Source organism: Vibrio sp. 1402 (genome assembly GCF_033340275.1).
In genome coordinates this window covers 55147-67680 of the sequence record NZ_JAWOWE010000011.1, presented here as the reverse complement: position 1 = coordinate 67680, position 12534 = coordinate 55147, and the positions used below count along the sequence as shown (strand labels likewise).

Genomic DNA, 12534 nt, shown 5'->3' with positions numbered 1-12534 from the left:
TGTTTCTCTTTGACTTACAAACTTTGCTGGTGCGCTTCGATAAGTTCGTTCATCTTCGCTTCTGCTGCTTGCTGTGCTTGTTCATAGCTCATATCCTCAGGGAAGAGGTTGATGACTTCGTAGTAACATTTTAGTTTTGGCTCAGTACCAGAAGGACGAACAATCACGCGTGATTGATCTTCTAGGTGATAAATCAATACGTCACTTGCTGGTAAGTCAATGGATTCTTCAGAGCCGTCGTCAAACATGCGAACCGATGTTTTAAGATCTTCGGTTACTGCAACTTTTTTACCAGCAATCTCTGTTGGTGGGTTTGCTCGGAGTTTGTCGCCGATTGGTGGAGAGTTTGGGTCGAGAGCGATGCTTCGTTGTGCGTTGAAGTAGAAACCGTGCTCGCGGTACAGCTCTTCCAGTTTATCCCACAGTGTTTTGCCTTGCGCTTTAAGCTTGCCTGTTAGCTGTGAAAACGCGACGATTGCAGATAAACCATCTTTATCCCACACCTTGTTACCCACGGTATAACCGAGCGCTTCCTCATAAGCAAACAAGAATGGGTTGGTTTCTGTCTCTTGTTCCATGGCAACGTTAGTAAGCCATTTAAAGCCAGTTAATGTTTGATAGTATTGTGCGCCATGCGCCTTAGCGATGCTGCTCAGCATTCTTGAGGATACGATGGTGTTGCCAACCAAAGCGTTAGGTTGCTGTTCCAACAAGCAATCGCCAAACAGTGAGCCCACCTGATCACCCGTTAGCATTTGATACTCGCCATCTGGGCGTTTAACTGCCACGGCAAAACGGTCCGCATCTGGATCGTTAGCGCAAGCGATATCGGCATCTACGGACTTACCTAACGCCATCACCATATCCATTGCACCGGCTTCTTCAGGGTTTGGGAAGTTGACGGTTGGGAAGCTTCCATCAGGTTCGCGCTGTTCCTTAACACTTGCCACTTTTTGGAAGCCTGCGTCGGCAAGTAGCGTTTCCGCCATATTCGCGCCAACGCCATGCATTGCGGTGTAAGCAATAGATATATCGGTATTGTTGTCAGGAGTAAGCAGCGCGTTTTCATTCATTGTCTTACGGTAAGTTTGGTAGTAGTCGTCTTCCAACCAAACTAACAAACCGTGCTGTTTTGCATCATCGAGAGACATTAAAGGTAATGGCTTCGTTGTTGCGTCATCAATTTTCGCTGCGATTCCAGAGTCGTGCGGAGGAATAATCTGTGCGCCATTCTCCCAATATACTTTAAAGCCATTGTATTCTGGTGGATTGTGACTGGCAGTAACAACAACAGCGGCCGCAGCATTCAATGTACGGACACCAAACGCAACAATTGGGGTTGCTGCAACGTCATACGTTAGGTAAACCTTGATACCAAGGGCCGTCAGTACGGATGCGGTATCATGCGCGAATTGTTTTGAATCGGGACGACCGTCGTAGCCAATAACGACACCACGACTCGCGGCATCTTTGACTTGCTCAAGCAAATAGTTCCCTAAACCAGTGGCGGTCTCTTGAATCACCAAGCGGTTCATTCGGTTTGGACCTGCGCCCACTTTGCCACGTAAGCCTGCAGTACCAAAGGCAAGGCGTGAGCCAAAGCGATCAGTAAGCTCTTGTTCATTGTTCGTATCGACGAGGTGTTGTAGCTCTTCACGAGTCTTAGGATCAGGGTCTCGTTTTAGCCATTGCGTAATTAGTGCTGTCATATCAATCATTCCTTAGTAGGGGGAGCCTACTTTCTTGGACACTTCGTTTGGTAAGTATCTCAATGTTTTCTTTTAAATCAATGTAAATGGTTCTCAATTACATTTCAAAGAGGGCAATCGATAAACCGAATTAATTTTTCTTATCCGAACAAAATTTAATCATATTTAATTTCTTGAAGAACCTTGGAACTATAACTAGCCTTTTAACATAAATATAACAAACCGTGTCGAAATCGTAGTTTTTGTGATTTTTCGTAAAGTTGTTCGATATTTGCATCGGGACGCAAGGAAGCTCGCGTAGGCGTAGCGGCTGAGCAGAGGAGAGATCTTTTGAAAAGATTAACGACTACTCTAGCCTTATCACTGAATGTGATTTTAATCACATTTTCCTCTTTTGGTTGGTCAAAGGAAAATGACTACAACATGACAAAAGGGGTCACAGAGATAAGTGGGCAAGTGTATGAATTACATATGCTGATTTTCTATATCTGCTGTGTAATTGCTTTGATTGTTTTTGGTGTGATGTTCTATTCCATCTTCCGTCATCGCAAGTCAAAAGGAGCAGTTGCAGCACATTTCCATGAAAGCACAAAAGTGGAAATTATTTGGACGGTCATACCCATCATCATTCTTGTCGCTATGGCGATTCCCGCAACAAAAACTCTAGTAGCAATGGAAGACACAAGCCAATCGGATATCACGGTCAAGATCACAGGCTCGCAATGGAAATGGCATTACAGCTATTTTGGTGAAGATGTTGAGTTTTTTAGTTTGCTTGCCACCAGCCAAAAACAAATTGATGGAATCGAAGCTAAAGGCGCGCATTACTTACTGGAAGTAGACAACCCTTTGGTGTTGCCTGTGAATCGCAAAGTGCGTTTTTTGATGACTTCTGATGATGTCATTCACTCTTGGTGGGTACCAGACTTTGCCGTCAAGAAAGACACCATTCCAGGTTTTATCAATGAAGCATGGACAAGAATTGATGAGCCAGGCGTATATCGCGGTCAGTGTGCGGAGCTATGTGGTCGTGCACACGGATTTATGCCAGTGGTGGTGCATGCGATGGAAGAAGAAAAGTTCGATGAATGGCTAGCGAGTAAGAAGCAAGAACTCGCGCTTCAAAAAGCGGCGGCTCAAGAAGCGCTCTCTCAAGACTTATCTATGGACGAATTGATGTCGCAAGGCGAATCGATATACACGGCGCGTTGCGCTGTGTGTCATCAGGCAAATGGTGAGGGGATTCCGGGTGCATTTCCCGCGATTAAAGGCAGTCCTATTGCAACCGGAGACGTTACAGAGCACATAGATATTATTGTCAACGGTCGCCCAGGCACCGCAATGCAGGCTTTTTCTAATCAGTTAAGTGACAAAGAAATTGGCGCGGTTATCACATATCAACGAAATGCATGGGGCAACGATACTGGCGATACAGTGCAAGCATCCGATGTGAATGCCTTTAAGGCACAAGGCAGTGCTAAGGAGGAAATATGAGTAAGCCAATAGATAAGGCAGTGAAGTCTGCGCCAGCAGAAGCCAGTGCGAACAGTACCATTGCGATTGATGATGGTCACGAGCATCATGCACCCCAGGGCATCACTCGTTGGTTGTATTCTACAAGCCATAAAGACATAGGCACCCTCTACCTTTGGTTTAGCTTTGCGATGTTTCTAACAGGTGGTGCGATGGCAATGATCATTCGTGCCGAACTGTTCCAGCCAGGGCTACAGCTAGTCGATCCGCAGTTTTTTAATCAAATGACCACGGTACACGGTTTAGTAATGGTATTTGGTGCGGTGATGCCAGCATTTACTGGTCTTGCTAACTGGATGATCCCGATGATGATCGGCGCTCCAGATATGGCGCTACCGCGCATGAACAACTTGAGCTTTTGGATCTTACCTTTTGCATTTCTCATCTTGTTGAGCTCGTTGTTTTTACCTGGCGGCGGTCCTGATTTTGGTTGGACGTTTTATGCTCCGCTGTCCACGACTTATGGCCCGGATAGCACTGCGCTGTTTGTATTCTCTGTGCATATCATGGGTATCAGCTCCATTATGGGCGCGATTAACGTTATCGTGACGATCGTAAATATGCGAGCTCCGGGAATGACTTGGTTCAAGTTACCAATGTTTGTTTGGACTTGGCTAATCACCGCTTTCTTGTTGATCGCGGTTATGCCGGTACTAGCGGGTGCGGTGACCATGGTTCTTACTGACAAATATTTCGGGACTAGCTTCTTTGACGCAGCTGGTGGTGGTGACCCGGTAATGTTCCAACACATCTTTTGGTTCTTTGGTCACCCAGAAGTGTACATCATGATTTTACCGTCGTTTGGAATCATTTCCGCCATTCTGCCTGCTTTCAGTGGTAAGAAGCTGTTTGGTTATCATTCGATGGTTTACGCGACGTGCAGCATTGCATTGTTATCTTTCCTTGTGTGGGCGCACCACATGTTTACCACGGGGATGCCAGTTTTTGCTGAGCTCTTCTTCATGTATTGCACTATGCTGATTGCGGTACCAACGGGGGTTAAAGTCTTTAACTGGGTTGCCACCATGTGGCGTGGAGCTCTGACATTTGAAACGCCAATGTTGTTTGCCATTGCCTTTATTGTGCTGTTTACCATTGGTGGCTTCTCGGGACTGATGTTGGCGATTGTGCCGGCGGACTTCCAATATCATGACACTTACTTCGTAGTTGCCCATTTCCATTATGTGTTGGTATCTGGTGCGGTATTCTCGATCATGGCAGCGGCATACTACTGGCTACCTAAGTGGACGGGCAATATGTACGACCACAAGCTGAGTTTATGGCATTTCTGGTGCTCAATTATTTCCGTCAATGTCCTGTTTTTCCCAATGCACTTCCTAGGCTTAGCGGGCATGCCAAGACGCATACCGGATTACGCCATTCAGTTTGCTGATGTTAATCAAATAGTATCAATTGGTGGGTTTGCATTTGGGTTGTCACAACTGATCTTCTTATGGTTGGTGATCAAGTGTATTCGTGGCGGGGAAAAGGCTTCTGCAAAACCGTGGGAACGTGCGGAGGGCTTAGAGTGGACAGTGCCAAGCCCTGCGCCACATCATACGTTTACTACACCGCCTGAGATTGACTAGCAAAGAGTGGGGTGAGTGACATGAAACCGAATCCATCAAACAAGAAGCTCACAGTGAAGTTACTTTTGGCGACCCTGTTAATGTTTGGCTTCGGCTATGCACTGGTCCCACTTTATGACGTGATGTGCGACGCACTGGGAATCAATGGAAAGACAAGTGAAGTGGCCGCCATTCAACCGACAGGTATGCAACCGGACATGAGTCGAACTATTCGCGTGGAGTTTATGGCGCATGTCAGCCCAGATATGCCTTGGGAGTTTAGACCCAAAGTGATTTCGATGGATGTTCACCCAGGTGAAGTCGTACAAACCGAATACCTTGCATTTAATGAAAGCGGGCAGAAGTTGGTGGGGCAAGCCGTTCCTTCTGTTTCTCCCGGGACTGGAGCTGCTTACTTCAATAAGATTGAGTGTTTTTGCTTTAACCAGCAGCCTCTGGATGGTAAACAGCAAGCTCAAATGCCGTTGATTTTTTATATCGAACCGGGCTTGCCGGAGTCTATACACACGTTAACGCTGTCTTACACACTCTATAAACTTCCCCCTCCTACAGGCTCTTAGCCACTCAGGGAGAGAGATACAGACCAAGGTTGGTCAGTAAGGAGAGAAATTATGAGTAACAAGCCAGGAACATATTATGTTCCCGCTCAAAGTAGCTGGCCGATCATCGGTGCATTTGCTCTGTTTTTGGTTGCTGTTGGCGCAGGCATGACCGTCCAGGGGACACAAAGTGACGGTGCAGTGGGAACCATTGGTGGCATTGTGCTAGCGGTGGGCTTCTTGTTCTTGCTTTACATGTTGGCTGGTTGGTTTAGTAATGTGATTACTGAATCACTGAGTGGAAAATACAGCTCGCAAATTACTCGTTCTTTTCGCCAAGGAATGAGCTGGTTTATCTTTTCTGAAGTGATGTTTTTTGGTGCCTTTTTTGGTGCCTTGTTTTACGCCAGAATGATTTCTGTGCCTTGGTTAGGTGGGGCAGATAATAACTTCATGACCAACGAAGTCCTGTGGCCAACCTTCGAAGCGATGTGGCCACTCACTCTGACGCCGGGAGGAGAAACAACACAAGCTATGCCGTGGCAGGGCATACCCCTTACCAATACTATCTTGCTGCTATTGTCGTCTATTACGCTACATATGGCGCATATAAGCCTTGAACAAGACAAAAGAACGGCACTGATTGTTTGGTTAGAGATAACCATCGTACTTGCTGGCTTTTTCCTATATTACCAAGCGGTTGAGTATGTTCATGCTTATCAAGACATAGGGCTCACGTTGCAGTCCGGTATTTACGGTAACACGTTCTTCATGTTGACGGGATTCCACGGTTTACACGTTTGTCTTGGGACTATCTTCTTAATCGTGCTGCTGTTCAGAATCGCTAAAGATCACTTTTCGCCAAAGAACCATTTTGCCTTTCAAGCGGGCAGCTGGTATTGGCATTTCGTGGATGTGGTTTGGTTATGTCTGTTTGTGTTTGTTTACGTACTTTAGGCTCAGTGTGAACTCTTGGTTCGACTAATAAGGGCGAGGGTTTGGTGCTAGCCAACCCGAGCTGAGCGCAATAAGCAAAAGGACGACCACCAAAGCGGAGAACATGACTCGACGGCCTAAGTAATGACTCATGGGTTTGTCTCTTTTTTCAGGATTATCTGGGTCTTCACGAACCATTTCGATAAGCGCTTTTGCGAGGTTGAAGATAATGAAAAGCAGCAAAAGGACAAGCGTCAGTTTGAATAGAAATACGGTGGACATGGCACCTCCGGTTTCATCATTGTTGTTATCAAGACAATTATGGCTATCGAAACGGTTTTGGGTTGCAGTTGGTTTAACTGTGGTTGTGTTTTCTCTTTTGGTCAAACTGGGTTTTTGGCAGTTTGAGAGAGGGCAAGAAAAACAAGCATTGGAACAAGCCATTCTCGCGCGTGCGGATAGTGCGTACCAAGCACTAAGCGTCGTTCTTGAAGACAACGACTGGCGAGAGGAAAGTATCCTCGGGAAAAAAGTGGAAGTTAATGTTGTTCCTCAGGCGTTTCCCGTAATTTTGTTAGACAACCAAACGCATCAAGGCAGTGTGGGATATTTAGCATTTCAGATTGTATTGACGAGCGATGAGCCTAGTACCTATGCGTTATTGGAGCTTGGTTTTGTCGAGGGAAGAGCAGATCGCTCAATGTTACCAACGGTCACCAAACTCGATAATTCGATTTTCATCACAGGACGCCTGTACCGAAAATCTACTAATCCACTGAGCTCAGAGTTAATGCCGGAAGTTGGCGATGTTATTCGCGTGCAAAACCTAAACATCGCGCAATTGAATCAGCTACTGAATATTGAACTTATGCCCGCAGTCTTGCAGCCAGACAATTTAACTCGTTGGCCCTATGACTTTCCTTGGAATCCATTGCCACTCAATAGTGCCAAACATTTTGGCTATTCGATTCAATGGTTTTCGATGGCAGGTGTTTTCTTATTACTGACTTTAATTGTTTTTGTTCGTTGGCAAAAAAAGTTGCGTCACATGGAGGTGAAGCATGACATCTAAAGTAACCAAAGGACGACTAATGTTGATTGCGCTGGTTTGTACGTTCGCGCTTCCCGCTGTCATTGCAAAAGTCATTCTCACACAAGGGTGGTATCAAAGCGGAGTGACCAATAGAGGCGAGTTAGTCGAACCATACACGACGTTAGAGCAACTTGGTCAAGAGTCACCTCTCAAAGACCATGGTTGGCAACTCGCTTATGTATTGCCTAACGAATGCACTGAACAGTGTAAACAGCAGCTTTACCTGCTTCAGCAAAGCCATGTTGCTTTAGGTAAGTATCAAGAGCGAGTAGTGCCAGTTGTTTGGCAGACTGAGCATTCAGATCCCATGGAAGTATCGATGTTAGCGATGCAAATGAATGAATTGGTTACCGCAAAAGTGAAACCTGGGCAAATGTTGATCGTTGATCCTCTTGGGCAACTGGTGATGTCTTACTCGCCGAAACCAAATGAGGACTTAGTCCTATTGAATAAAGGTATGTTGGCGGACTTACGCAAGCTCTTAAAACTGTCACGAGTCGGTTAGAGGAAGTGCATATGAAATTAATTCAGTTGGTTAGATTCAGTTTGCTGCTAACTCTCGTGGTGATCATGTTAGGGGCATATACTCGCCTTTCAGATGCAGGGTTAGGTTGCCCGGATTGGCCTGGTTGTTATGGGCACTTTTCTGTGCCGCATCAAGAAGAAGACGTCATACGTGCTAACCTGAACTTCCCCGAGCGGGCAGTAGAGCATGAGAAAGCATGGCTTGAGATGATTCATCGCTATTTTGCGGGAACGTTAGGTTTAGTCATTTTTGCGATGGCAGCGATATCAGTAAGGTCTGAGCGTGTAAATTCAACCTTTCCGATGTTGCTAAGCGTATTGGTGATTGGGCAGGCACTTTTGGGAATGTGGACAGTTACTCTTAAATTAATGCCCGTCATCGTGATGCTTCACTTGCTCGGTGGTTTTGTTTTATTGGCGTTACAGGCGATTTTTTACTGCCAATTAAAAGCGCAAAACAATCTCTATTTCTCTCCATCTTCTAGCTCTCTGAGAGGCTTTTCATTGTTGGTTTTCCTGGTTGTTTTGGTGCAAGTGCTCCTTGGAGGATGGACTTCGTCAAATTATGCTGCGCTGATGTGTACCACACTGCCGATTTGTGAGGGAGACTGGATGAGCCATCTCTCATGGAAAGAAGCGTTTTCTTTCTGGCAAACTGGATTCGAGAATTATGAATTTGGTGTCTTGGAGTATCCGGCAAGAATGACTATACACGTCACTCATCGTATAGGCGCTATTGTTACCGCCACCGTGGTATTGGCTTATAGTATTGGGCTTATGAGGCAAGATTCTCATCATTCACAGAGAATCGGAGGGTGGTTGTTATTCACTCTGGTGTGCCAAATTATGCTGGGTGTAAGCAACGTAGTATTTCAACTTCCTATCTATGTCGCGGTGGCGCACAACCTTGGTGCCGCTGTTATGTTGAGTCTCGTTTGTGTTAGCCAGTTTTACTTGTGGCAGGGTAAAACGGCTTGGAATTACACCGCGAAAGGAGTTCGCTATGAGTAAAGAAATCGCGCTGTCGTTAAATGGGCGAAAGCGACTAAGTTCCGTTTATTTGAAGTTAACGAAACCTAAAGTGGTGGCGTTAATGTTGGTGACGGCAGTAGTAGGGATGAGCTTAGCCCCAGTTGATGATTTCCCCTGGTTGCAGGCGGTAGTTGGCCTAACGGGGATTGGTCTGATGGCAGGGTCTGCGGCAGCGTTTAATCATCTAATTGACCGCCGAATTGATGCGAGAATGGCACGTACACACAAACGACCATTGCCATCGGGTGAGACTAAACCATCATCGGTGATAGCCTTCGCTACAGTTTTAGGTGTCTTAGGGTTTGTACTTCTATATGCGATGGTCAACCCGCTGACGGCATGGTTGACTTTGATGAGTTTGCTCGGCTATGCGATGGTATACACAATGTACCTCAAACGTGCTACGCCCCAAAATATCGTCATTGCAGGGATTGCCGGTGCGATGCCGCCTCTTCTCGGTTGGACTGCTGTAACAGGGCAATTACATGCGAATGCTTGGCTGCTCGTGATGATCATTTTTATCTGGACGCCACCACATTTTTGGGCTCTGGCTATTCATCGTGTCGAGGATTACCGCAAGGTAGATATTCCCATGCTGCCAGTGACACACGGCATTGAGTACACCAAAACTTCTATTCTGTTGTATACGGTGCTATTGACTTTGGTTTGTGTCCTACCGGTTTTGGTTGGTATGGTCGGCGTGGTGTATCTTTTTGCCTCGCTACTACTCAATGTTGGCTTTATGTACCATGCATGGAAGCTAAAATATGCACCAGAGCCAAATACCGCGATGGAGACGTTTAAATTCTCTATCTATCATCTTTTGGCGTTGTTCATTGCATTGCTTTCGGATCACTATATTGGTTTTTAACCTTTCTTAAAACAGAAAACGCCGCGTGGTTCGCGGCGTTTTTGGTTTTGATATTTTGGCTTTAAGACAAAGCTTTCTAGATTTATTGAATTTCTAGCAGTTCAACATCAAAGATCAAAACACTTGCTGGTGGAATTGGGCCAGAGCCACTCTTACCATAGCCAAGCGTGCTTGGTACGAAAAGGCGGATTTTCTCACCTTCTACCATGTATTGTAGACCTTCTTGCCAGCCTTTAATGACTTGGTTAAGACCAAATGAAATAGGCTCACCACGATTAACAGAGCTATCGAATATCGTGCCATCAATCAAGGTGCCGTGGTAGTGTACTTTTACTTTACTTGTTGCAGTTGGGTGAACCTCACCTTCGCCTTTTTCAAGAACCATGTATTGAAGGCCACTTTCTGTTGTGATGACGCCTTCTTTTTTCGCATTTTCTAGTAAGAATGCTTGGCCTTTGGCAAAGTTTTCATCTGCTACTTTATGGTTTGTCCAAGTACGGTAAATGAAAAAGCCCGCCAAAATAAAAATAATAAGAGGAAACAAAAATTTAGACACGTAATCTCCTTGTCTATTTAGGTTGTTTTAGCAAAAATTTGATGGTTTCTGCCATGGCTTCAACGCTGTCATGACCACCAGTAATCACTTGATATTTTCCGTTTACGATAAAGGCTGGAACGGAGTTAATTTGGCCGCGAGTCGTGATCGCTTCTGCCTTAGTGATGTACTCAAACAGCGCTTTTTGCTGTGCTTCATCTAAATGGTAAGGGCTGATAAGGTTGCGAGACTCAAAGGCTTTCTCTACGGCGATTTGGCGTTCCTCAGCCGTTGCATCGGCACCCATTTGCACAGCAGTAAAAAGATCCGCCATAAACGCTTTATCTGGTGTTGATTCAAGCTGCATTACGGCAGTATAGAAGATGATGGCGCTCACTTGTGCACTTTCATTGAACGTTACATGCATTTTTTCAACGCTTTGATCGGTCAATGATTCAATTTGAGGGACAAACTCTTCCATTGAGCGGCAGTGGCCACAAGTTAAAGAGAATGCTTCAGTCAGGGGAGCTAAATCATACTCTTCAAGGGATACTGGCAAAACTTCGTATTGTTTGCCTTGCTGAGGCTGACTCTTGCCGCTATCGCATGCCGACAAAGCCATTACGGCAACAACAACAGCAAAGCCTTTCGATATGGTTTTTAACATAGTAGTGCTCTAAATGAGAAATTTGCGTTAGTTTATCGGTTAACGATAGTGACTAAAACCATTAAATAACAATAAAATGAGACCATTGGTAACAGACTTTGCCTGACGTATGGGCTGTAAGGGTAGGGTATTTTAGTGTTGCTTTTTATTTGAGAGATGATTTTGCATTGACTCCAGTGGCATGAACGCTGCATAGACAAACCAATCGGTGGACAAAAGCGCTAAAGATTCGGCGTGTTTTGTCGACACAATGAACAAGAGTTTTTCTACGTTGGTAATGGTATGAAGCATTGGTTTTTAATTGTTTGTGGCATTCTGGCCGGGTGCAGCAGCCTCGATCAAGATATGGTCCCTGGTGGGAACATTTTAGATACAGCTCCTAAATCAAACTCTGAGCTGAGACACCCAGAGTGGGGATACCCGAGCGCATCCAATGTGGCTTCTTCCCCTCGTTCATATCAAACGGCGAGGGCGTCAGTAAAAAAGTCGCAAAACGTGACCTCTCTGGAAATGTTCCTGAGCAGGCATAACATTCCTCACGAGACGCTCAGTGGTGGTCACCTGATGATACGTTTGAAAGAGCAAGTGCATTTTCAAACGGGTTCTGCACGGTTATCTGCTCAATCTCAAGACTGGATTCGAAACATTGGTCACTATCTGGCGGGAAGAACTGATGTTGATGTCGTGATTGATGGTCATGCGGATAGTACGGGAGCTGAAAGTTTCAACGACACGCTATCTGAAAAGCGAGCTCGTGAAGTAGAAAAACAATTATTGGCGACGAGTATTCCACGTCAACGAGTGTTTTCTAGAGGCTTCGGAGAGTATGTACCGAAGTGCAGCAATGCGACAGCGAGTGGTAAAGCTTGCAATCGGCGCGTAGAGCTAACATTGATCGTGGATGAATAACGCAGACGTTAGGCGGTAATCTTCGTTGTGTTGTTCTCACATACCCGTTATTTGCTTAGTGGAGTTTAAGTTCGGAGTTGAGCAAGAAGACTGAATAAGGAAAGCTCGCACGGCAACATTTAGCTAGAAAAAATAGAAAAGAGGCACCGTTAGGTGCCTCTTTTACATCCGCCAATGTTCATAGGGGGAACTTAGGCAAATTCTTTTTCAACGTAAGCGACGATGTCAGATGACTCGTATAACCACTGTGTTTCACCATCTTTTTCGATACGAAGGCAAGGGACTTTAACTCGCCCACCACCTTGCTCTAGTTCAGCTCGATGAGTAGGATTATTTTTTGCATCACGTAGCTCAATGTTCACCGATTGACGCTTCATTGCACGGCGGACCTTTACGCAAAAAGGGCAGGCTTCAAATTGGTAAAGTGCGTATTGTTTCGCTTTTTCATCAATACGTTGCTGTTCTTCTGCGGTGCGCTTAATACCACGAGGTGAGAACACCGCGTTCAGCAATAAGATAACCTTGCCTAAAATCCAACGGATAAACTTCATAATGATCCCTTGATGTTCATTGGGTAACTGTCCTTTAAGAATGCA

14 protein-coding genes are annotated in these 12534 nt (G+C 45.4%); 9 read left to right on the top strand and 5 right to left on the bottom strand.

All coding sequences use genetic code 11. The annotated features are described in order from the left end of the window. Positions 1 to 14: 14 nt before the first annotated feature. A complete protein-coding gene (locus tag R7044_RS18480) occupies positions 15 to 1709 on the bottom strand; it encodes a phospho-sugar mutase (protein WP_225455741.1) in 1695 nt (564 codons plus the stop codon). A 330-nt stretch (positions 1710 to 2039) separates the two neighbouring features. Between R7044_RS18480 and coxB the strand changes: the two genes are divergently transcribed. From coxB to R7044_RS18460, 4 genes are read left to right on the top strand one after another with little or no spacing between them, the layout of a single operon-like run. Beyond that, positions 2040 to 3203, top strand: coding sequence for a cytochrome c oxidase subunit II (gene coxB / locus R7044_RS18475; RefSeq protein WP_017821602.1), 1164 nt, complete (start codon positions 2040 to 2042; stop codon positions 3201 to 3203). Continuing rightward, positions 3200 to 4831 (top strand): cytochrome c oxidase subunit I, encoded by a 1632-nt coding sequence (ctaD, locus tag R7044_RS18470; protein ID WP_017821601.1) that lies wholly within the window; start codon positions 3200 to 3202, stop codon positions 4829 to 4831. Before coxB ends, ctaD begins: the two co-directional genes overlap by 4 nt. A gap of 20 nt (positions 4832 to 4851) precedes the next feature. Continuing rightward, positions 4852 to 5391 carry a cytochrome c oxidase assembly protein gene (locus tag R7044_RS18465; protein WP_047101617.1) on the top strand — a complete coding sequence of 180 codons (540 nt, stop codon included), beginning with the start codon at positions 4852 to 4854 and terminating at the stop codon, positions 5389 to 5391. A 51-nt stretch (positions 5392 to 5442) separates the two neighbouring features. After that, on the top strand, positions 5443 to 6327 hold the full coding sequence (locus tag R7044_RS18460; RefSeq protein ID WP_005385214.1) for a cytochrome c oxidase subunit 3: 885 nt from the start codon (positions 5443 to 5445) through the stop codon (positions 6325 to 6327). Positions 6328 to 6351: 24 nt separating this feature from the next. Here R7044_RS18460 and R7044_RS18455 read toward each other — a convergent pair whose 3' ends face one another. Beyond that, positions 6352 to 6588: a DUF2909 domain-containing protein gene (locus R7044_RS18455; RefSeq protein WP_005375504.1), complete on the bottom strand. Its 237-nt coding sequence runs from the start codon at positions 6586 to 6588 to the stop codon at positions 6352 to 6354. Between R7044_RS18455 and R7044_RS18450 the strand changes: the two genes are divergently transcribed. Genes R7044_RS18450 through cyoE form a run of 4 tightly spaced genes read left to right on the top strand, consistent with a single transcriptional unit; the run spans position 6587 to position 9827 of the window. Beyond that, complete coding sequence (locus R7044_RS18450) at positions 6587 to 7378, top strand: SURF1 family protein (RefSeq protein WP_199267669.1); 792 nt, start codon at positions 6587 to 6589, stop codon at positions 7376 to 7378. The two genes, R7044_RS18455 and R7044_RS18450, sit on opposite strands and share 2 nt — an antisense overlap. Continuing rightward, entirely contained in the window at positions 7368 to 7904 is a 537-nt protein-coding gene (locus R7044_RS18445) for a hypothetical protein (RefSeq protein WP_017635864.1), read from the top strand. Before R7044_RS18450 ends, R7044_RS18445 begins: the two co-directional genes overlap by 11 nt. A gap of 11 nt (positions 7905 to 7915) precedes the next feature. Then, entirely contained in the window at positions 7916 to 8935 is a 1020-nt protein-coding gene (locus R7044_RS18440; protein ID WP_158155329.1) for a COX15/CtaA family protein, read from the top strand. Continuing rightward, positions 8928 to 9827, top strand: a complete 900-nt coding sequence (gene cyoE / locus R7044_RS18435; RefSeq protein WP_005375639.1) for a heme o synthase — start codon at positions 8928 to 8930, stop codon at positions 9825 to 9827. The genes R7044_RS18440 and cyoE overlap by 8 nt, the downstream gene beginning before the upstream one ends. A gap of 82 nt (positions 9828 to 9909) precedes the next feature. Here cyoE and R7044_RS18430 read toward each other — a convergent pair whose 3' ends face one another. Next, positions 9910 to 10383: an FKBP-type peptidyl-prolyl cis-trans isomerase gene (locus R7044_RS18430; RefSeq protein ID WP_054578695.1), complete on the bottom strand. Its 474-nt coding sequence runs from the start codon at positions 10381 to 10383 to the stop codon at positions 9910 to 9912. A gap of 13 nt (positions 10384 to 10396) precedes the next feature. After that, complete coding sequence (locus tag R7044_RS18425; RefSeq protein WP_054578696.1) at positions 10397 to 11029, bottom strand: thiol:disulfide interchange protein DsbA/DsbL; 633 nt, start codon at positions 11027 to 11029, stop codon at positions 10397 to 10399. Between the two features lie 282 nt (positions 11030 to 11311). Here R7044_RS18425 and R7044_RS18420 point away from each other — a divergent pair, with 282 nt between their 5' ends. Next, the gene (locus R7044_RS18420; RefSeq protein WP_047101839.1) at positions 11312 to 11938 is read left to right on the top strand and encodes an OmpA family protein; all 627 of its coding nucleotides are present in this window, start codon (positions 11312 to 11314) and stop codon (positions 11936 to 11938) included. Positions 11939 to 12129: 191 nt separating this feature from the next. Here the strand turns inward: R7044_RS18420 and R7044_RS18415 are convergent, their stop codons facing one another. Beyond that, complete coding sequence (locus tag R7044_RS18415; RefSeq protein WP_005375631.1) at positions 12130 to 12489, bottom strand: glutaredoxin family protein; 360 nt, start codon at positions 12487 to 12489, stop codon at positions 12130 to 12132. Between the last annotated feature and the right edge of the window lie 45 nt (positions 12490 to 12534).

Bases quoted from the DNA above. Each gene is read 5' to 3' on its own strand.
- R7044_RS18415 (WP_005375631.1), bottom strand. From the start codon at position 12,489: ATGAAGTTTATCCGTTGGATTTTAGGCAAGGTTATCTTATTGCTGAAC.
- R7044_RS18445 (WP_017635864.1), top strand. From the start codon at position 7,368: ATGACATCTAAAGTAACCAAAGGACGACTAATGTTGATTGCGCTGGTT.
- R7044_RS18455 (WP_005375504.1), bottom strand. From the start codon at position 6,588: ATGTCCACCGTATTTCTATTCAAACTGACGCTTGTCCTTTTGCTGCTT.
- ctaD (WP_017821601.1), top strand. From the start codon at position 3,200: ATGAGTAAGCCAATAGATAAGGCAGTGAAGTCTGCGCCAGCAGAAGCC.
- R7044_RS18450 (WP_199267669.1), top strand. From the start codon at position 6,587: ATGGCACCTCCGGTTTCATCATTGTTGTTATCAAGACAATTATGGCTA.
- R7044_RS18465 (WP_047101617.1), top strand. From the start codon at position 4,852: ATGAAACCGAATCCATCAAACAAGAAGCTCACAGTGAAGTTACTTTTG.
- R7044_RS18420 (WP_047101839.1), top strand. From the start codon at position 11,312: ATGAAGCATTGGTTTTTAATTGTTTGTGGCATTCTGGCCGGGTGCAGC.
- R7044_RS18480 (WP_225455741.1), bottom strand. From the start codon at position 1,709: ATGACAGCACTAATTACGCAATGGCTAAAACGAGACCCTGATCCTAAG.
- R7044_RS18460 (WP_005385214.1), top strand. From the start codon at position 5,443: ATGAGTAACAAGCCAGGAACATATTATGTTCCCGCTCAAAGTAGCTGG.
- R7044_RS18425 (WP_054578696.1), bottom strand. From the start codon at position 11,029: ATGTTAAAAACCATATCGAAAGGCTTTGCTGTTGTTGTTGCCGTAATG.
- R7044_RS18440 (WP_158155329.1), top strand. From the start codon at position 7,916: ATGAAATTAATTCAGTTGGTTAGATTCAGTTTGCTGCTAACTCTCGTG.
- cyoE (WP_005375639.1), top strand. From the start codon at position 8,928: ATGAGTAAAGAAATCGCGCTGTCGTTAAATGGGCGAAAGCGACTAAGT.